We start from the raw sequence: 19,189 nt of genomic DNA, 5'->3' as shown, positions 1-19,189 counted from the left end.
GTGCATGCTGTGGGCATGGCACGTTGGTACCCGCTCGAATCCGCCGACGCACGCACCTTCACCTCGGCGCCGTACGTGTTCCGCTACGTCAGGACGCTCGCCGCGCCGCCGGCGACGGTGTGGGAATCCCTGGCGTCCGACGAGTCGCTGTCGGCGTGGAGTTCGACGGTCAGCGAGATCACCTGGTCCAGTCCCCGGCCGTTTGGCGTGGGCACCACGCGGGAGGTGGTCCTGGCGCCCGGGTTGGCCCGCGTTCGCGAGCGCTTCTTCCGGTGGGATGAGGGGCACGGCTACTCGTTCATCGTCGACGAGGCCAACCTCCCGGTGTTCAAGACCTTCGCCGAGGACTACGTCGTCGAGCCGCACGGGGCCGACGGCGCCACGACGCAATTCACCTGGACCGTCGCGATCGAACCCAAGCGTGCGTTCGCGTTGCCGTTCGCGGCACTGGCCCCCGTGCTCAGGCTGGCGTTCGGCCGGATGGCCGCCGACGGGGAGCGTCACTTCGCCCGCACCGGGTGACGAGGAACTACCCAGACGGCGTCGCCTACGCTGTGCCGCATGGCTGCTGACATCGTGCCCGTGAGGCTCGGCCTGACCAAGGGTGACCTGTACACGCTGTGGGCTCCGTCGTGGCGGGACGCCGACGACGAGTGGCAGGCGTTCCTCGGCAAGGACGACGATCTCTACGGCTTCGAAAGCGTGGCTGACCTGGCGGCCTTCATCAGGACCAACACAGACAACGACCTGACCGACCACCCCGCGTACGCCGCGCTGACCGAGTCGTCGGCCCACCGGCTGGATCCGGGTGAGGACCGTCAGCACGACCTGATCGGCGTGCCGGAGGTGGCCGCGGAGAAGCCCAGCGAGGAATCGGTGGCGACGCTGCTCGGCGCGCTGGCGGTGGTGCAGGCGATCGGCTCGGTCTGCGATCTGCCGGTCGTGTCGAAGTTCTTCAACGGCAACCCCGTCCTGGGGTCCCTTGGCGGCGGCCTCGAGGCATTCGAAGGTCGAGGCGGCCGTAAGCGGTGGGCCGAGATCGAGGGCGTGATCGCCCGCGGGTGGGACGGCGTGGTCGACGCGATCGACGCGATCGTCACGATCCCCGACGTGGACGCCGCGGCGTCGGAGAAGGCCGCTGCCGAACTCGCCGAGCCGGCCCCCGAGCCGGAGGTCGAGGACGAGGCCGTCGACGACGTGGTGATCTCCGACGAGGTCGACACCGACGACGAGGAGGCCGCCCTCGCGGTGCAGGCCACCCAGCAGGTGCTGGGCAGCGACGAGGACTTCTGGGCGCACGTCGGGATCGACCCCGTCCGGCTGCTGACCCGCGGCGGCACGTTCTACACGCTGCGGTGCTATTTGGACGACCAGCCGATCTTCCTCGGCCGCAACGGCCGCATCAGCGTGTTCGGCTCGGAGCGGGCACTGGCGCGCTACCTCGCCGACGAGCACGAGAGCGACCTGTCCGACCTCGCCACCTTCGACGACATCAAGACCGCCGCCACCGACGGCTCGTTGCAGATTCGGGTCACCGACGACAACGTCTACGTGCTGCGGACGCTGTCGGACGACATCGCCGACGGGCCGGAAGCCGTGGACGTCGAACAGCTCGAACTCGCGGTGGAGTTGATCCGCGACGTCGGCGACTACGCCGAGGACAGCACCGTCGAGGACGCCCTCGACACCGATCAACCCTTCGGGCGCTTCGTGGGGCACGTGCTGAACCCCGACGAGGTCGACGAGCCGCCCGCCCCCTACGCCTCGGCCGTCGCCCAGTGGGAGAAGGTCGAGAACTTCGTGGAGTCCCGCCTGCGCGAGGAGTGAGCGCGGGCTTAGAAGTCGGCCGGGTCCGGACGTTCGATCGACCGCGGCGTCAGGCCCAGCCCGCGCACGTGCTCGGCGATCGCGCCGAGGTGGGTCACCCACACGTCGTCCAGCGAGCAGGCATGGGCGATCACGTTCTCCAGCGCCGCCGCGCGTGACGGTCGCCCCGTCAGGAACGGGTGATTGGTCAGGACGAAGCACCCGCCGTCGGGCCGTTGGGCGTCGAACTCCAGGCGCCACATCTCCTCGACCTTGGCGGGGCTCTCGATGAGCCCGGTGCCCGAGAAGTCCGGGATGAAGCAGTACTGCTCCCAATCGTCGAGCGCCCACTGAATCGGGATCTCCACCAGCGAGGTCGCTCCGACGGCCAGCTCGTAGGGGTGATCGGCGTCCATCAGCGAGCTGTCGTAGAAAAAACCCCTGTCCGACAACAGTTTCGGTGAATGCCAGTTGAGCTCCCACATGGGCGCCCGATACCCCACCGGCCTGACGCCGGCGACCTTCTCCAGCGCCTCGAGGCCGCGGTCGAGGATGGCGGCCTCCTCGGCGGCGGACAGACCGGCCATCGCCTCGTGGAGGTAGCCGTGATGGGCGATTTCGTGTCCGCCGTCGACGATGCTGCGGACGACGTCCGGGTAGCGAAGCGCGGTGTAGCCGGGCACGAAGAAGGTCGAGGTGATCTCGTGGCGGGCCAGGATCGCCAAGATGCGCGGGACGCCGACGAGCGGCCCGTAGGCCTGGTGACTGATGGCCGACATCCGGTTCGCGTGAGCGTGGTCGACGGCCAGCATCGCCGACTCCGCGTCGACGTCGAAGCTGAAGGACGCGGCGGACCGGGCTCCTTCGGGCCAGGAGACCGGGGCGGCGGGCACGGTCACGCGGGCCGATTCCTTGCGAGCAACGAGATGAGTTCGTAGGCGAGGTTGGCTGCGACCACACCGGTGATCTCGGCGTGGTCGTAGGCCGGCGACACTTCCACGATGTCCGCGCCCACCAGGTTGGCACCGTCGAGACCGCGAAGGACTTCCAGCAGTTCGCGACTGGTCATGCCCCCGGCCTCCGGCGTGCCCGTCGCGGGTGCGTGGGCGGGGTCGAGCACGTCGACGTCGATCGACACGTAGAGCGGGCGGTCACCGATCGCCGAACGCAACTGGCCGATGACGTCGTCGACCGACCGGCGGACGAAATCCGCGCAGCGCACCACGGTGAAGCCGAAACCCGCGTCCTCGACGAGATCGTCCGGACTGTAGAGCGATCCCCGGATGCCCACGTGCGCACTGTGTCCCGGTACGAACAACCCCTCCTCGGCGGCCCGCCGGAAGGGCGTCCCGTGAGTCATCGGTGCGTTGAAGTAGGTGTCCCAGGTGTCGAGGTGGGCGTCGAAGTGCAGCAGCGCCACCGGGCCGTACCGTCGATGGTGGGCGCGCAGCAGCGGATAGGCGATGGTGTGGTCACCCCCCAGGGTGATCAACTTCGCCCCTGCGTCGATCAATTCGTCTGCGGCGGACTCGATCTCGCGGACGGCGGCGGCGATGTCGAAGGGATTGGCGGGGACGTCCCCGGCGTCGACGACCTGCTGACCGGCGAACGGTGACACGTCGAGCTGCGGGTTGTACGGCTTCAGCAGTCGGGACGCCTGGCGGATGTGCGACGGGCCGAAGCGCGCACCGGGTCGGTACGTCACGCCCGAATCGAACGGGACGCCGAGCACGGCCACGTCGCACCGGGACACGTCCTCGCGGCGCGGCAGACGGGCGAAGGTCGTCAGCCCGGCGTAGCGCGGGCTGACCTGACCGTCGACCGGGCCCGTGATGTCGTCGCTCATACTCGGCACCTCGTCGATCCTCCGTTGACTTGGAGCGTCTGCCCGACCATCGCGCCGACGTCGCCGCGGGCCAGCAGGGACACCGCGCTTGCGATCTCCTCCGGACGGCCGATGCGCCCCAACGGAATTCCCGCTCCATACTGGCGGCGCATCTCGTCGAGTGACGTGCCGGCGGACGCCGCGTCGACCAACAGCTGCGGAGTGTCGACCACCCCCGGGGCGATGGCGTTGACGGTGATGTTCTCCCGGGCCAGTTCCCGGCCCAGCGTCTTGACCAGCGCGATCAGACCCGCCTTGGACGCCGAGTACGCGCTGGCCTCCGGCCACCCGATGACGCCCCACTCGGAGGCGATGACGACGACGTTGCCCCCGCCGGCGCGTCGCATCCCCGGCAGGACGGCTTGGATCAGTCGGAAGGTGCCGGCGAGGTTGACCTCGACCACCCGCCACCAGTCGTCGTCGTCATCAGCATCAGATTGCTCCTCGCGCGAGCGCTCGTCGGCGAATGGTGCCATCGACATGTACGCCGCATTGCACACCAGGATCTCGACGGGACCGTGGTCCTCCTCGATTCCGTCGACCATCGCCGTGACCCCGGACCCGCTGATGTCGCCGACCGCGGGGAAGCCGCCGGTGGCCTCGACCACCTCGGTCAGCGCGGGGGTCGACGCGAGGTCGTTGACGGCGACCTGTGCGCCGTCGGCGGCCAGCCGCCGGGCGACGGCCGCGCCGATGCCCTGGGCGGCCCCGGTGACCAGTGCCAGGCGACCTGCCAATGGTGCGTCGGTCATCAGATCACCGCCCCACCGTTGGGCGAGACGATCTCACCGGTGCAGAAGGAGGCGTCGTCGCCCACCAGGAACTCCACGACTCGCGCGACCTCCGCGGGGGTGGTCAGCCGCCGGTTGGGCAGCGTCGCGAGGTAGTCCGGCGCCCGCCATGGCGAATCGGCCGCCAGCAGCGGGGTGTCGGTCGGGCCGGGCGCGACGGCGTTGACCCGCACACCGCGGCCCGCGAACTCCGCGGCCAGGCTGCGCACCAGGCCGATGACGGCGCCCTTGGCCGCCGCGTAGTGCGCGTCGCCGTCACCGCCGCCGATGGCGAGCTCGGAGGTCACCGCGACGATGGCGCCGGACCCGCGTCGCACCATCGACGGAAGCACTGCCCGCGCCGTGTTGCGAAGGCCGCCGAGGTGCACGCGCAACATCCGGTGCAGCGCGTCGGCGGTGATGTCCGACACCGGGGTGATCTCGTAGTGCCCCGCCGCGTTTACGAGCGCGTCGACCTCCCCGACGTCGTCGACGATTCGTTCGACGGCGGCTCGCACGTCGGCGGGATCGGCCACGTCCACGACGTGGTCGGCGCCCGGGGTTCGGTCGACGCCGACGACGGTCCACCCGCCCTCACGCAGAAGGTCGCTGACGGCGGCGCCGATGCCGGAGGCCGAACCGGTCACGATCGCGGTGCGGGACATCAGTTCTCCGTCTCGTGGCCGAGTCGCTCACCGATCGGCGCGTCGATGCCACGGCGGACGGTGAGGTAGATCGCGACGCCGACGACGGCCAGCACCGCGGTGGTCAGCACGCTAGCCCAGTTGATGAACCATGGCTGACCCGGCTGAGTACGCGGCCACGCCACGTTGACGGTCTCGAAGATGATCCACAGCGACGCCAGATAGGTGACGGGAGCGCCCCACTTGCCAAGATTGAACGGACCAGGCCGCCACGTGCCGGTCAACCGGGCGATCGCCGCGCCGACCACCGGCACCCCGAACGCGATGTAGAAGCCGATGATGTTGAAGTTGACGAGGATGTTGTAGAACTGCGAACCGGCCAACAGGATGAACACCACGGCCACGATCGCGGTCAGCGCAATCGCGTTGACGGGCAAGCGTTCCGGGCCGGCGAGCTTGCCGAGCACCTTCGACCCCGGCAGGCTCCGGTCGCGGGCGGCGCCCCAGATGCAGCGTGACACCGCGGCCTGAACGGCCAGGAAGCTGGAGATGAACCCGATGACGAACATCGCGAGCAGCGGCTTGGTGACGCCGGCGCCAAGATGGGTCGTCAGCGTCTCCGACACGACGTCGCCGGATTGCGCGGCCACCACCTCGTCGAGGTTGGGGATCGCCAAGATCAGTGCGGCACTGGAGAACATCACCACCAGCCCGACCATGAGCAGACCGAAGATGATGGCCTTGGGCACGTTGCGCTCGGGATCGTCGACCTCCTCGGCGACGGACCCGGCCGCCTCGAATCCCAGGAACGACCATCCGACGTAGGCGATGGCGAGCAGCATCGGCCCGGACGTCCACGTCGCGGCGTCGGGGATGCTCGCGCTGGAGAACAGCGCCGAGAACGGGTTCTCGCGGTAGAACACCAGCAGCACGACGCCAAGCCCGACCGAGCCGACGACCTCACACGTGATGCTGGCGATCACCATCACCTTGAGCACTTGCCGACCCACGATGTTGACCCCGGTGCCGAGCAGGATGATGACGACGGCCACCGTCGCGGTCGCCCACCGCGACGGCTCCGTGACACCGAAGATTTGGAGCAGGAACCCGCTCGCGGCGTACGACAACGTGCCAAGGGCGATCGTCAGCCCCCACATGTAGGCCCACGCGGCGACCCAGCCCCACGTGGTGCCCTGGACGTGCCGCGACCACTGGTAGACGCTGCCGGCGTACGGAAACCGTGAGGCCAGTTCGCCGAACACCCCGGCCACCAACAACTGTCCGACCAGCACGATGGGAAACGCCCAAAAGAACTTCGGCCCGGCGGCGAACAACCCGAGAGTGAAGATCGCGTAGACCGCCGCGATGGGTGACACGTCGGCGAAGGCCAAGGCCAGCGCGGAGCGGAAGCTGAAGCCACGGCTCAACGTCGCCGGCGAATCGGCGGCGCGGGCCGTGGACTGGGGGGTGCTGTCGGTCATCGCGTCTCCTCGAGAACAGTTGCAGCGACCCTTCCCCGGTGGAGGCCGAATGGGAACCCGACGATCGTCTGAGATCAATGCCTCGTCTCCGATGATCGTCTAAGTTCACCGTGAGTGTCCTGCGACGGAGAGAGGGGTGGTTGGTGGCATTCCTGCTGGCGGATCTCGTCGACACACCCCATCTGCGACTGACCGTCCGGGCCGGTGCCCGCGGCTTGGACCGACCGGTGTTCTGGGCTCAGACGTCCGATCTCGACGAACCGTGGTCGTGGCTGGCCGGCGGGGAACTGTTGATGAAGAACGGCCGCACGCTGCCCGACTCCGCAACCGGCCAGGCGGCGCTGATCCGCAGCCTCGCCGAGAACGGCATCTGCGGCGTGGTCATCGGGCTCGACGCCAGCAGTCCCCGCCTGGCGCCGTCCGCCGTCGCGCTGGCCGACGAGCTGGGGTTCCCCGTCCTTCAGGTGCCGTACTCGGTCGGCTTCGCGGCCATCGGACGGGCCGTCGCCGGCGGCGCCGGAAGTGACGACAGCAGAAGGATTGCCGTCACCGAGCGGGTGTACCAGGTGATCCGCCAGTCGGTGGGGCGGTCCGGCGCCGAGAACGCACTGCGCCAGCTCGGCCGTGAGGTCGCCTGCCGCCTTGCCGTCCTCGACGCCGCCACCGGTGAGGTGGCCCTCGACTCGTCGGACCCGGTGCCCGAGGGGCTTCGCCAGGCGCTCACCGCGGAGATCAGCGCGCGAGGCGGGGCCGTTCCCGGCGTGCTGCACGTACTCGTCGACGAGACACGCGCATTGGCCGTCGAGGTGCCCGACGAGGAGCCGACGGTATTGGTGGCCTACGACTTCCGCGCGTCGCCACCCGACGTCGTCCAGCTGCAGCACCTGGCGTCGGCGATGGCCGTGCTCCTCGCCCAGCAGAACGTGCGACGCGAGCACGACCGCCGCATCGGCGCGGAGGTGCTGGCGTCGTTGTGCGACGGGCGGCTCACCGGAGCGGAGTCCGCCCGACTGCTCACCGACCGGGGTCTGCAGCCGGGCGGCTCGGTGCTGGCGGCCGTCTCGGGCGGATCACCCACCGCGGAACGGCATCTGCACGTGAGCCTCGGACGACGCCAAGTGCCCCACCTCCTGCTGCGGCGCGGAGCGGCCCTCTACGCGCTGGTGTCCGTCGGCGAGGGACCACTGGCCACGCTGCGGCACCGCGTCGGCGAGGCGGCCGCCATCGGAGTGAGCGACGTCCTCGGTCACCCCCGTCGAGGGCCTGCTGCCGCACGCGAGGCCCTGTGGGCGATGCGGGCCGCCGAGAGCACGGCCGACCGCACCGCGCACTACGGCGACGCAACCATGCTCTCGGTGCTGCGCGACACCGAGGAGGCTCAGGTCGTGGTCGACCGCGTCCTGGGCAGCCTGATGACCTACGACGCCACCCACTCGAGCGACATGGTCGCGACGCTGGACGCCTACCTGCGGTGCGACCGGTCCTGGGTGCGGACGGCCTCGGCGACGGGATTGCACCGGCAGACGGTGGTCTACCGCATGCAACGGGTGGAGGACATCACGGGCCGCCGCCTCGCCGACACCGCCACGATCGCCGAGTTCTGGCTGGCGTTGCGCGCCAAGGACTTGCTCAGCCCCGCGGGTTCGGCGTCGGCGATGAGTTTTCCGTCCGGCTCCGGTCGACACCGGCATGACCACCACTGACGGCCTCGTCTCCCGCTCCCTGGACGTACCCGGCGCTCGCCTGCACTACGAGGTCCGCGGCCGTGGACCGCTGCTATTCGTCATCGGGTCCCCCATGGCTGCCGCAGAATTCGGCCCGCTGGCCCGTGCCATGGCCACCGATCGGACCGTCGTCACCTACGACCCCCGGGGTTTCGGGAGCAGCCCGGTCGACGACCCCGACGGACCGTCCAACCCCGAACTGCGCGCGGACGACGTGGCGGCGATCCTCGACGCGCTCGGCTCGCCGTCGGCCGACGTCTTCGGCTCCAGGGGTGGCGCGGTGACCGGACTGGCGATGGTCACCCGTCACCCCGGCCGGATCGGTACGCTGGTGGCCCACGAACCGCCCCTGCTGGAACTGCTGCCCGACGCCGATCGACAGCGGGCTGCCACCGAGGACATCGTGGCGACGTTCCGTACCGAGGGATTGCACGCGGCGTGGATGAAGTTCATGGTCAACGCGGGCTTCGACGTGTCGGCCCACGGTTCGGAGTCCGACGGCCCCGTCGAGCCGCAGGGCGAACCGGTCGACCCCGAGCAGGCGACGGCCGAGGGCGCCCGCTTCTTCCTGCACGATCTGGCCCCGACCACGCAATACGTTCCGGACTTCGAGGCGCTGCGCGCGTCGCCCACCCGGATCGTGATCGGCCTGGGCGCCGAGTCGGGTCACCTGCTGACGCAGCGGACTTCGGTCGCGGTGGCCGATCGACTGGGCGTGCCGACCACCGATTTTCCGGGCGACCACGGCGGGTTCATGGACCCCACGAACGGCTTCGCCGCGCGCCTGCGCGAGGTCCTCGCGTGATTTCGGCGTGATCACCGGCGGTCAGCGCCGGTGATCACGCCGAAATCCCTAGCCGACGAGGACGGCGTACCGCGGTTTGATGACGTCGTCGATCAACTCGAGGCGCTCCCGGAACGGGATGAACGACGACTTCATCGCGTTGATGGTGAACCGCTCCAGATCGCTCCAGCCGTAGCCGAAGGCGTCGACCAGACGCAGCATCTCCTGGCTCATCGTGGTGTCGCTCATCAAACGGTTGTCGGTGTTGACCGTCACCCGGAAGCGCAACCGGGCCAGCAACGCGAAGGGGTGCGCGGCGATGCTGGCCACCGCGCCGGTCTGGACGTTCGACGACGGGCACAGTTCGAGCGGAATTCGCTTGTCGCGCAACAGGGACGCCAGCCGGCCGAGGGTTGCGTCGGAGTCGTCGTGGACGGTGATGTCGTCGACGATGCGCACGCCGTGGCCCAGCCGATCAGCACCGCAGAACGCGATCGCCTCCTGGATGGACGGCAGGCCGAAGGCCTCGCCGGCGTGAATGGTGAACCGGGCGTTGTTGTTCCGCATGTACTCGAAGGCGTCGAGGTGGCGCGTGGGCGGATAACCGGCCTCGGCGCCGGCGATGTCGAACCCCACGACTCCCTTGTCGCGGAACCGTACGGCGAGTTCGGCGATCTCCCGCGAACGGGCGGCGTGCCTCATCGCGGTCACCAGGCAGCGCACCGTGATCGTCTTGCCGTTCGCGGCCGCCGCCTTCTCACCGTCGGCGAAACCGGCCAGCACCGCGTCCACGACCGCGTCCAGCGAGAGACCGCCGTCGATGTGCAGTTCGGGGGCGAACCGGATCTCGGCGTAGACCACCGAGTCGGCCGCCAGGTCTTCGACGCACTCGAGGGCCACGCGGTGCAGCGCCTCCGGGGTCTGCATGACCCCGACCGTGTGCGCGAAGGGCTCCAGGTACCGGACCAGCGAGCCGCTGTGGGCCGCGGTGCGGAAGAAGGTGGCCAGCTCGTCGACGTCGGTGGTGGGCAGCCCGTCGTAGCCGAACTCGGCGGCCAACTCCACCACCGTCGCCGGCCGCAGACCACCGTCGAGGTGATCGTGCAGCAGGGCCTTGGGCGCTCGTTGGATGTTCTCGAGCGTCAACGGCGTGGTCATGGGTTACCTCCTCGGGTGATCCTGTCGATGATCAAGGGGCGCACCTCGGGTGCCTCGGCGCCGACGCTCCAGCCGCCGTCGAGTTCGGCCAGCGCACCGGAGAAGCGTTCCGGGGTGTCGGTGTACAGCGTGAAGAGCGGCTCACCCGCGACGACGGGATCACCGGGCCTGCGGTGCATCCGCACGCCAGCGCCGAACTGCACCCGGCCGCCCGGAGTCGAGCGGCCCGCACCGAGCCGCCACACCGCGAGTCCCACCGCCATTGCGTCGATGTCGCCCATCGTGCCACCCCGGGGTGCGGTCACCGTCTCGGTGTGCGCGCCGATCGGAAGCGGTACCGACAGGTCGCCGCCCTGAGCCTCGACGAGGTCGCGGAAGCGGTCCATCGCGGTGCCGTCACGCAACGTCTGCGCGGGGTCAACCCCGTCGGCGCCGACCGCGTCGAGCATCTCGCGCGCCAACGTCACCGTGATCTCGACGACGTCCTCGGGGCCGCCGCCGGCCAGCACGTCGAGGGATTCGGCGACCTCGACGGCGTTGCCGACGGTCAGGCCCAACGGCCGGTCCATGTCGGTCAGCACCGCGCGGGTGTCGACGCCGCTGGCCCATCCGAGTTCGACCATCGTCGCGGCCAGTCGACGGGCCTCGTCCTCGGAGGTGAGGAAGGCGCCCCGCCCGACCTTGGTGTCCAGCACCAGAGCCTGGGCGCCCTCGGCGAGCTTCTTGCTCATCACCGAGCTCGCAATCAGCGGCAGCGACTCGGTGGTGGCCGTGACGTCGCGCAGGGCGTAGATCTTGCGGTCGGCGGGCGCGAGGTCCCCCGCGGCGAAGATCGCCGCGCCGAGATCTTGAAGCTGTTGGCGGATCCGGTCTTTGGACAGCTCGGCGGTGAAGCCTGAGATCGCCTCCAGCTTGTCGAGGGTGCCGCCGGTGTGGCCGAGCCCCCGTCCGGCCGCCTGCGGCACCGCCGCGCCACAAGCCATCACGACGGGCACCAGCGGAATGGTGATCTTGTCGCCGACCCCTCCGGTGGAGTGCTTGTCGACGAGCCGCAGCGGCTTGCCGTCGCGGCGAAGGTCGCCGAAGTCGAAGCGATCGCCGGAGTCGATCATCGCCGCGGTCCAGCGGGCGATCTCCCCCGGGGTCATCCCGCGCAGGAAGATGGCCATGAGCAATGCCGACATCTGCTCGTCGGCCACCACGCCGCTGGTGTAGTTCTCGATCACCCAGTCGATGGCGGCGTCGGAGAGCACGCCGCCGTCGCGCTTGGTACGAATGACGGTCGGGGCGTCGAAGTCGAACTCCGTCATCGTGATCGCACCCGCTCGAGGTCGTCGGGACCAAAGGCGTCGGGCAGCAGATCGCTCAGCGGCCGGGGTCCGGCGGGGTGGTCGACGAGCATCCCTGGCCCGCCGTGCTCGAGCAGCAACTGCCTGCACCGCCCGCAGGGCATCAACAGGTTGCCGACGGCGTCGACGCAGACGAGTGCGGCCAGCCTGCCCCCGCCGGTGGAATGCAGTGCGCAGACCACCGAACACTCGGCGCAAAGTCCTAACCCATATGAGACATTTTCCACATTGCATCCGGCGAGGATTCGGCCGTCGGTGGTCACCGCCGACGCCCCGACCGGGAAGCCCGAATAGGGCGCATACGCCCCACCGGAAACCTCGATCGCCTTGTCGCGCAACGTCTTCCAGTCCACGTCAGCCATCGAGACCAGCCCGTCGCCGCATTTCTGAATGCATTTAGTAGCTCCAGTTCTACCGCTGCGAATTCGATTAGGTCACCCTAATTTCCATGGTATTAGGGCAATCAACGGTCTCACGCCGGTTCTTTACATGCTGTAACTGGCATTAGAGTCACGAACAGGTATGGGGCAACGAATTGGCAGCATCGAACCGCCGTCTCCCAGACCGTCCACCGAAGGTGTTGGAGGCGCGGAAGTGAGTACTCGAACATGACGCAGACAACAGCGGATTCCGCGACACCCGCACCGCGGTCGTCGCCGACGAAACGCCGCACCCTCTATCGCGGAGACCCCGGCATGTGGTCGTGGGTACTGCACCGCGTGACGGGCGCGACGATCTTCTTCTTCCTCTTCGTGCACGTGCTCGACACGGCGCTCGTGCGGGTCAGCCCCGAGGCATACAACGCGATCATCGACACCTACAAGACGCCGATCATCGGCCTCATGGAGATGGGTCTGGTCGTGGCGGTTCTCTACCACGCGCTCAACGGCATCCGAATCATCCTGATCGACTTCTGGCAGCACGGTCCGAAGTACCAGCGCCTGATGCTCTGGATCGTCCTCGGCGTGTGGATCAGCGTATTCATCGCGGCCCTCGGAGTGATGGGCATGCACATGGCGGAGCGTTTCCTATGAGTCCTTCTCGCGAGAACCCGTACGACCACGTCTCCGAACGCGGCGGCCCGGCTCCGGTCATGCAGCGCAGCTACGACCGGCCGCCCGGCCTGGACAACCCCCGCGCGCCCCGCGGCCGCAGCGCCATGCCGAACTTCGAGAAGTACGCCTGGTTGTTCATGCGCTTCTCCGGCGTCGTCCTCGTCGTGCTGGCGCTCGGGCATCTCTTCATCGGTCTGATTTGGGATGGTGGCGTCTACCGGATCGACTTCAACTACGTCGCACAGCGCTGGGCCTCGCCGTTCTGGCAGACCTGGGACCTGCTGCTGCTGTGGCTGGCCCAGCTGCACGGCGGCAACGGCATGCGCACGATCATCAACGACTACGCCCGCAAGGACACGACCAAGTTCTGGCTCAACACCCTGCTTGGCCTGTCGGTGCTCTTCACGCTGGTGCTCGGCACGTACGTGCTGTTGACGTTCGACGCAAACATTTCCTGAGCCAAAGGGAGTTCACACCATGTTGATCGAACACCGATACGACGTCGTCATCGTCGGCGCGGGCGGCGCAGGCATGCGCGCGGCCGTCGAAGCAGGACCTCGCGTGCGCACCGCCGTGCTGACCAAGCTGTACCCGACCCGCAGCCACACCGGCGCCGCCCAGGGCGGCATGTGCGCCGCGCTGGCCAACGTCGAGGACGACAACTGGGAGTGGCACACCTTCGACACCGTCAAGGGCGGCGACTACCTCGCCGACCAGGACGCCGTCGAGATCATGTGCAAGGAAGCCATCGACGCGGTCTACGACCTCGAGAAGATGGGCATGCCGTTCAACCGGACGCCCGAGGGTCGCATCGACCAGCGCCGCTTCGGTGGGCACACCCGTGACCACGGCAAGGCCCCCGTCCGCCGCGCCTGTTACGCCGCCGACCGCACCGGCCACATGATCCTTCAGACGCTGTACCAAAACTGCGTCAAGCACGACGTCGAATTCTTCAACGAGTTCTACGCGCTCGACCTCATCATGTCCGACACCCCCGGCGGACCCGTCGCCACCGGCATCGTGGCCTACGAACTGGCCAGCGGCGACATCCACGTCTTCCACGCCAAGGCGATCGTGTTCGCCACCGGCGGGTCGGGCCGGATGTACAAGACCACGTCGAACGCCCACACCCTGACCGGCGACGGGCTCGGCATCATCTTCCGCAAGGGACTTCCCTTGGAAGACATGGAGTTTCACCAGTTCCACCCGACCGGCCTTGCCGGGCTCGGAATCTTGATCTCCGAGGCGGTGCGCGGTGAGGGCGGTCGGTTGCTCAACGCCGACGGCGAACGCTTCATGGAGCGCTACGCCCCGACGATCGTCGACCTCGCGCCCCGCGACATCGTGGCCCGGTCGATGGTGCTCGAGGTGCTCGAGGGCCGCGGCGCCGGCCCCAACAAGGACTACGTCTACATCGACGTTCGCCACCTAGGCGCCGACGTCTTGGAGGCGAAGCTCCCCGACATCACCGAGTTCGCCCGCACCTACCTGGGCGTCGACCCCGTCACCGAGCTGGTGCCCGTCTACCCGACGTGCCACTACGTGATGGGCGGCATCCCGACCACGGTGAACGGCCAGGTGCTGCGCGACAACGACTCGATCGTGCCCGGGCTGTATGCCGCGGGTGAGTGCGCCTGCGTGTCGGTGCACGGGTCCAACCGTCTGGGCACCAACTCGCTGCTGGACATCAACGTGTTCGGCCGGCGGGCGGGCATCGCCGCGGCCAGCTACGCGCTGGGCCACGACTTCGTCGACATGCCGCAGACCCCGGCGAGCATGGTGACCGACTGGGTCGGTGACATCCTCTCCGAGCACGGCAACGAGCGGGTGGCCGACATCCGTGGCGCCCTGCAGCAGTCGATGGACAACAACGCCGCGGTGTTCCGCACCGAGGAGACCCTCAAGCAGGCGCTGACCGACATTCACGGTCTCAAGGAGCGCTACTCCCGAATCACGGTGCAGGATAAGGGCAAGCGGTACAACAGCGACCTCCTCGAGGCCATCGAGCTCGGCTTCCTGCTGGAGCTGGCCGAGGTCACCGTCGTCGGTGCGCTCAACCGCAAGGAATCCCGCGGCGGGCACGCGCGTGAGGACTACCCCAACCGCGACGACACCAACTACATGCGTCACACCATGGCCTACAAGCAGGGCACCGACCTGCTCAGCGACATCCGGTTGGACTACAAGCCGGTGGTGCAGACGCGTTACGAGCCGATGGAACGGAAGTACTGATGAGCGCACCTGTTCTGGACAAGCAAGAGACGCCACCGGTGCCCGAGGGCGCCGTGATGGTCACGCTCAAGATCGCGCGCTTCAACCCCGACGATCCCGACGGCGCGGGCTTCCAAAGCTTCCGCGTGCCGTGCCTGCCGACCGACCGGCTGCTCAACCTGCTGCACTACGCGAAGTGGTACCTCGACGGCACGCTGACCTTCCGTCGGTCGTGCGCGCACGGCGTGTGCGGGTCCGACGCGATGCGCATCAACGGGGTGAACCGGTTGGCGTGCAAGGTGCTGATGCGCGACATGCTGCCGAAGAAGCCGGGCAAGCAGCTGACCATCACGATCGAGCCGATTCGCGGACTGCCCGTCGAGAAAGACCTCGTCGTGGACATGGAGCCGTTCTTCGACGCGTTCCGCGCAGTGAAGCCGTTCCTCATCACCAGCGGCAACGAGCCGACGCGCGAGCGCATTCAAAGCCAGACCGACCGCGCCCGCTACGACGACACCACCAAGTGCATCCTCTGCGCGTGCTGCACGACGAGCTGCCCGGTGTTCTGGAACGAGGGCTCCTACTTCGGGCCCGCCGCGATCGTGAACGCCCACCGGTTCATCTTCGACAGCCGCGACGAGGCTGCCGCCGAACGCCTCGACATCCTCAACGAGGTCGACGGGGTGTGGCGGTGCCGGACCACCTTCAACTGCACCGAGGCCTGCCCGCGTGGCATCCAGGTGACCAAGGCGATCCAAGAGGTCAAGCGCGCGTTGATGTTCGCTCGCTAGTCGCCCCACGGGGTGCGTGTCACACATTGGCGGGCCGTCTCGTCTAGATGGCATGACCGATCAACGCCCCCGCATCGCTCCCCTGCCGCCGACGAAGGCCTCGCTGACCGCGCGGCTGATGTACCGCTACGCCAAACGCCGCTTCGGCGAGGTGCCGGTGCCGTTCGCCGTGGGTGCGCACCACATGCCGCTGCTCGTCGCGAACGCCGTGCACGAAACGCTGCTGGAGCGCGGGTCACGGGAACTGCCGGCCGCCGTTCGGGAACTCGCGGTGTATTGGACGGCGCGCACCGTCGGCTGTTCGTGGTGCGTCGACTTCGGCGCGATGCTGATCCGGATGAACGGACTCGACGTCGAGCGACTGAAGCACGTCGACGACTACGCGACGTCGCCGCTCTTCTCCGACGACGAACGCGCCGCGATCGCCTACGCCGACGCGATGAGCACCGATCCGCACCTCGTCACCGACGAGCACGTCGCCGACTTGCGCCGGCGGTTCGGCGACGCCGGCGTGATGGAGCTGACCTATCAGATCGGCGTCGAGAACATGCGCGCCCGGATGAACACGGCACTGGGCATCACCGAGCAGGGCTTCAGCTCCGGGGACGCTTGCCGGGTCCCGTGGGCGGACCCGTCGGGTGTGCAGTGAGATCGCGATGGGGGCGAATTCCTCGATCCCACAGCACACGCGACGGAGTCACGGGCGCAGCGGCGAGGCGGTGAACTTGTCCGGGTTGGCGACGTCCCAGATCGCGACCACCTTGCCGTCGCGCACGGTGAGCGCCTGAACGTGGGGCTGCATCGCGGGCCCGTCGGCGTCGGCCTCGAAGCCTACGGTGAGCACCCCGAGTTCGCCGTTGACCAACGCCAACTCCGCGGAGGACAGGAACCTGGCGCCGTACCGCGCGGCGAGCCCGAAGATGAAGCGGGCCACCTTGTCCGGGCCGTGGATGACGCGGGCTGCGGTGGGCGCCTTGCGGTTCGAGTCGCCGGTGAACGTCACCTCGGGGTGCAGCAGGGCCACCACGGCGGCCATGTCGCCGGCAGCCATCGCGGCCGTCAACTGCCCGACGACCTCGTCGTGGGACGGGTCCCTCGGGGGCACCTCGGCGTCGGCGATGGTGCGGCGCGCCCGGGACGCGAGTTGGCGGGCCGACGCCGCGCTGACGCCTAGGACGTCGGCGATCTCGCCGAATGGCACGGCGAATCCGTCGTGCAGCACGAAGGCGACGCGCTGATCAGGGGTGAGCCGCTCGAGCACGACCATCGCGACGAAGCGGGCGTCCTCGTCGGCGACGACGGCGGCCAGCGGGTCCGATCGATCCAGCGCCGTCACCACCGGTTCCGGCAACCACTCGCCGTAATAGGTCTCCCGACGGTGCGCTGCCGACCGCAGCCGGTCGAGACCGATCCGGCTGACGACCGTCACCAGCCACGCCCTCGGGTCGAGGATGCCGTCGCGGCGCGGTCCGAGGGCGTCCCATCGCAGCCACGCGTCCTGGACCGCGTCCTCGGCGTCGGCGAAGGTTCCGGTAAGCCGGTAGGCGACCGCGAGCAGGTGCGAACGCAGGTGTTCGAAGTCCTCGCTCCACTGCGCGGTGGTCACCCGCTCAGCCTAGTGAGGCCGGCGGCGAACCTTACGCCGCAATTCGTTGCACGAGGACATCGAAACGACGAATTAGTCACTGTGAACAATCTGTGGAGACTAATTTCGTCGTCGTCGAGCGCACGGACGACTGAAACCGTATTCTCCAACGGTTCGCCTTGAACACGACGAGGGAGATGCGATGACGACGGTCGACACGGGCAGTTCGGGGACCGGCGGAACGGTCGACAGCAAGGGTCTCAAGGGCGGCTCGCTCGGACTCCTCTCCAGCGTCGTGGTCGGCATGGCGTCGACCGCACCCGCCTACAGCCTTGCAGCAGTGCTCGGCCTCATCGTCGCCAGTGGCGCGGGAGTCAAGGCGGCGTCGATCGTCCTGTTGGCGTTCGTACCCATCTATCTGATCGCGGTGGCCTATCAAGAGCTCAACAAGGCCGAACCCGACTGCGGCACCACTTTCACCTGGGCGTCGAGGGCGTTCGGTCCCCTGATCGGATGGATGGGCGGCTGGGGCATCATCGCCGCCGACGTCATCGTGATGGCCAATCTGGCTCAGATCGCCGGGGCGTACTCCTTCACCTTCGTCGGGGACCTCGGCTGGTCGGCCGCGGCCGACCTCGCCAACAGCACGCTGTGGTCGACCGTGGCCGGCGTCATCTGGATCGCCGTCATGACCTACATCTGCTACCGCGGCATCGAGGTGTCGGCCCGCCTGCAGTACTTCCTGCTCGGCTTCGAAGTGATCATCCTCGTCGTCATCTCCGTCTACGCCCTGATCAAGGTCTACACGAGCCACGCGCTGCCCGAGTCGATTCACCCGTCGCTGTCCTGGTTCTGGCCGGGCGGACTGGACTTCGGCACGGTGATCGCCCCGGCCATCCTGATCGCCATCTTCATCTACTGGGGCTGGGACACCGCGGTGGCTTGCAACGAGGAGTCCGACGACCCCGGCACCACCCCCGGCAAGGCCGCGGTGCTCTCGACGTTCCTGCTGCTGGCCACCTACGCCATCGTGACCGTGGCCGCCGTCGCCTTCGCCGGGGTCGGGGAAACCGATGCGGGACTGGGCAATCCGGACAACTCGGCCGACGTGTTCGCCGCGATCGGCCCAGCCCTGTTCGGCGACAGCGTCATTGGCCACATCGGGCTGCTCGCCCTCTCGGCGACGATTCTGACCTCGGCCTCGGCGTCCACCCAGACGACGATCCTGCCGACCGCCAGAACCACCCTGTCGATGGGTGTCTACAAGGCATTGCCGACGTCGTTCGCCAAGATCCACCGCACGTACCTGACCCCGACGGTCTCCACGATCGTGATGGGTGCGGTGTCGATCTTCTTCTACGTGCTGTTCACCCTCATCAGCAGCAGCCTCCTGCTGGCGCTGATCGGCTCGGTGGGTCTGATGATCGCCTTCTACTACGGCATGACCGGGTACGCGTGCGTGTGGTACTACCGCAAGACGCTGACCACCTCGGTGCGTGACTTCATGATGCGCGGCGTGGTCCCGCTGCTCGGCGCGGTCATGCTGACCGTCGTGTTCGGCTACGGCCTGATCTCCTACGCCAAGCCCGACTACCTCGTCGACGACGACGGGAACGACGTGACGATCCTCGGCTTTGGCGCGGTGGCCGTGGTCGGCATCGGCGCCCTCGTCCTCGGGGTGGTCATGATGTTCGTGTGGTGGGCGATGTCGCCGAGCTTCTTTCAGGGTCGAACCCTTCCCCGCCGTGCCGATCTGCTCCTCGAGCCCGCCGTCGGATCCGTGGCGCACTTCGGTCTGCCGGACTCCGGTGAGATGCCGACGGTCATCTCACCGGATCTGTCGAATCTGCCGCGGGGCGAGCGTGCCGTCGACCCGTCGACTGGTGAGGAGTTCAGCGGGAAGGGCTGACTCCCTGTCCCCTGCGAGCCGATGGGCCTGCGCGCCT

The 19,189-nt window shown here is 68.4% G+C and carries 19 protein-coding genes; 10 read left to right on the top strand and 9 right to left on the bottom strand.

Annotated elements, in window-relative coordinates:
* Nucleotides 1-15: 15 nt before the first annotated feature.
* Entirely contained in the window at nucleotides 16-522 is a 507-nt protein-coding gene (locus H7K45_RS15265) for an SRPBCC family protein (RefSeq protein WP_263996637.1), read from the top strand.
* Between the two features lie 39 nt (nucleotides 523-561).
* Nucleotides 562-1,827 carry a protein export chaperone SatS gene (satS, locus tag H7K45_RS15260; RefSeq protein ID WP_263996636.1) on the top strand — a complete coding sequence of 422 codons (1,266 nt, stop codon included), beginning with the start codon at nucleotides 562-564 and terminating at the stop codon, nucleotides 1,825-1,827.
* A gap of 8 nt (nucleotides 1,828-1,835) precedes the next feature.
* Here satS and H7K45_RS15255 read toward each other — a convergent pair whose 3' ends face one another.
* From H7K45_RS15255 to H7K45_RS15235, 5 genes are read right to left on the bottom strand one after another with little or no spacing between them, the layout of a single operon-like run.
* The gene (locus tag H7K45_RS15255; RefSeq protein WP_263996635.1) at nucleotides 1,836-2,705 is read right to left on the bottom strand and encodes a polysaccharide deacetylase family protein; all 870 of its coding nucleotides are present in this window, start codon (nucleotides 2,703-2,705) and stop codon (nucleotides 1,836-1,838) included.
* Nucleotides 2,702-3,652, bottom strand: coding sequence for an agmatinase (speB, locus tag H7K45_RS15250; RefSeq protein WP_263996634.1), 951 nt, complete (start codon nucleotides 3,650-3,652; stop codon nucleotides 2,702-2,704). The genes H7K45_RS15255 and speB overlap by 4 nt, the downstream gene beginning before the upstream one ends.
* Nucleotides 3,649-4,443, bottom strand: coding sequence for an SDR family NAD(P)-dependent oxidoreductase (locus tag H7K45_RS15245; protein ID WP_263996633.1), 795 nt, complete (start codon nucleotides 4,441-4,443; stop codon nucleotides 3,649-3,651). The genes speB and H7K45_RS15245 overlap by 4 nt, the downstream gene beginning before the upstream one ends.
* On the bottom strand, nucleotides 4,443-5,126 hold the full coding sequence (locus H7K45_RS15240; RefSeq protein ID WP_263996632.1) for an SDR family NAD(P)-dependent oxidoreductase: 684 nt from the start codon (nucleotides 5,124-5,126) through the stop codon (nucleotides 4,443-4,445). Before H7K45_RS15240 ends, H7K45_RS15245 begins: the two co-directional genes overlap by 1 nt.
* On the bottom strand, nucleotides 5,126-6,586 hold the full coding sequence (locus H7K45_RS15235; RefSeq protein WP_263996631.1) for an APC family permease: 1,461 nt from the start codon (nucleotides 6,584-6,586) through the stop codon (nucleotides 5,126-5,128). The genes H7K45_RS15240 and H7K45_RS15235 overlap by 1 nt, the downstream gene beginning before the upstream one ends.
* A gap of 143 nt (nucleotides 6,587-6,729) precedes the next feature.
* Between H7K45_RS15235 and H7K45_RS15230 the strand changes: the two genes are divergently transcribed.
* On the top strand, nucleotides 6,730-8,289 hold the full coding sequence (locus H7K45_RS15230) for a PucR family transcriptional regulator (protein ID WP_263996630.1): 1,560 nt from the start codon (nucleotides 6,730-6,732) through the stop codon (nucleotides 8,287-8,289).
* Nucleotides 8,276-9,115 (top strand): alpha/beta fold hydrolase, encoded by an 840-nt coding sequence (locus tag H7K45_RS15225; protein ID WP_263996629.1) that lies wholly within the window; start codon nucleotides 8,276-8,278, stop codon nucleotides 9,113-9,115. The genes H7K45_RS15230 and H7K45_RS15225 overlap by 14 nt, the downstream gene beginning before the upstream one ends.
* 48 nt (nucleotides 9,116-9,163) lie before the next feature.
* Here the strand turns inward: H7K45_RS15225 and H7K45_RS15220 are convergent, their stop codons facing one another.
* From H7K45_RS15220 to H7K45_RS15210, 3 genes are read right to left on the bottom strand one after another with little or no spacing between them, the layout of a single operon-like run.
* Nucleotides 9,164-10,252: an adenosine deaminase gene (locus tag H7K45_RS15220; RefSeq protein WP_263996628.1), complete on the bottom strand. Its 1,089-nt coding sequence runs from the start codon at nucleotides 10,250-10,252 to the stop codon at nucleotides 9,164-9,166.
* On the bottom strand, nucleotides 10,249-11,562 hold the full coding sequence (locus H7K45_RS15215) for a thymidine phosphorylase (protein ID WP_263996627.1): 1,314 nt from the start codon (nucleotides 11,560-11,562) through the stop codon (nucleotides 10,249-10,251). Before H7K45_RS15215 ends, H7K45_RS15220 begins: the two co-directional genes overlap by 4 nt.
* Nucleotides 11,559-11,963, bottom strand: coding sequence for a cytidine deaminase (locus H7K45_RS15210; RefSeq protein WP_263996626.1), 405 nt, complete (start codon nucleotides 11,961-11,963; stop codon nucleotides 11,559-11,561). The genes H7K45_RS15215 and H7K45_RS15210 overlap by 4 nt, the downstream gene beginning before the upstream one ends.
* Nucleotides 11,964-12,209: 246 nt before the next feature.
* On the opposite strand from H7K45_RS15210, the gene sdhC reads away from it, so the two are divergent.
* Genes sdhC through H7K45_RS15185 form a run of 5 tightly spaced genes read left to right on the top strand, consistent with a single transcriptional unit; the run spans nucleotide 12,210 to nucleotide 16,307 of the window.
* Complete coding sequence (sdhC, locus tag H7K45_RS15205; protein ID WP_263996625.1) at nucleotides 12,210-12,635, top strand: succinate dehydrogenase, cytochrome b556 subunit; 426 nt, start codon at nucleotides 12,210-12,212, stop codon at nucleotides 12,633-12,635.
* The gene (locus H7K45_RS15200) at nucleotides 12,632-13,114 is read left to right on the top strand and encodes a succinate dehydrogenase hydrophobic membrane anchor subunit (RefSeq protein ID WP_263996624.1); all 483 of its coding nucleotides are present in this window, start codon (nucleotides 12,632-12,634) and stop codon (nucleotides 13,112-13,114) included. Before sdhC ends, H7K45_RS15200 begins: the two co-directional genes overlap by 4 nt.
* Nucleotides 13,115-13,133: 19 nt before the next feature.
* Entirely contained in the window at nucleotides 13,134-14,888 is a 1,755-nt protein-coding gene (gene sdhA, locus H7K45_RS15195) for a succinate dehydrogenase flavoprotein subunit (RefSeq protein WP_263996623.1), read from the top strand.
* Entirely contained in the window at nucleotides 14,888-15,658 is a 771-nt protein-coding gene (locus tag H7K45_RS15190; RefSeq protein ID WP_263996622.1) for a succinate dehydrogenase iron-sulfur subunit, read from the top strand. The genes sdhA and H7K45_RS15190 overlap by 1 nt, the downstream gene beginning before the upstream one ends.
* 52 nt (nucleotides 15,659-15,710) lie before the next feature.
* A complete protein-coding gene (locus H7K45_RS15185; RefSeq protein ID WP_263996621.1) occupies nucleotides 15,711-16,307 on the top strand; it encodes a carboxymuconolactone decarboxylase family protein in 597 nt (198 codons plus the stop codon).
* A 48-nt stretch (nucleotides 16,308-16,355) separates the two neighbouring features.
* Here H7K45_RS15185 and H7K45_RS15180 read toward each other — a convergent pair whose 3' ends face one another.
* A complete protein-coding gene (locus H7K45_RS15180) occupies nucleotides 16,356-17,264 on the bottom strand; it encodes a sigma-70 family RNA polymerase sigma factor (protein ID WP_263996620.1) in 909 nt (302 codons plus the stop codon).
* A 181-nt stretch (nucleotides 17,265-17,445) separates the two neighbouring features.
* Here H7K45_RS15180 and H7K45_RS15175 point away from each other — a divergent pair, with 181 nt between their 5' ends.
* A complete protein-coding gene (locus H7K45_RS15175; protein WP_263996619.1) occupies nucleotides 17,446-19,152 on the top strand; it encodes an APC family permease in 1,707 nt (568 codons plus the stop codon).
* Nucleotides 19,153-19,189: the final 37 nt, after the last annotated feature.

Source organism: Mycobacterium yunnanensis (assembly GCF_025823185.1).
Taxonomy (GTDB): domain Bacteria; phylum Actinomycetota; class Actinomycetes; order Mycobacteriales; family Mycobacteriaceae; genus Mycobacterium; species Mycobacterium yunnanensis.
The sequence above is the reverse complement of the archived record's forward strand: the minus strand, read 5'-3'. Positions and strand labels throughout refer to the sequence as shown.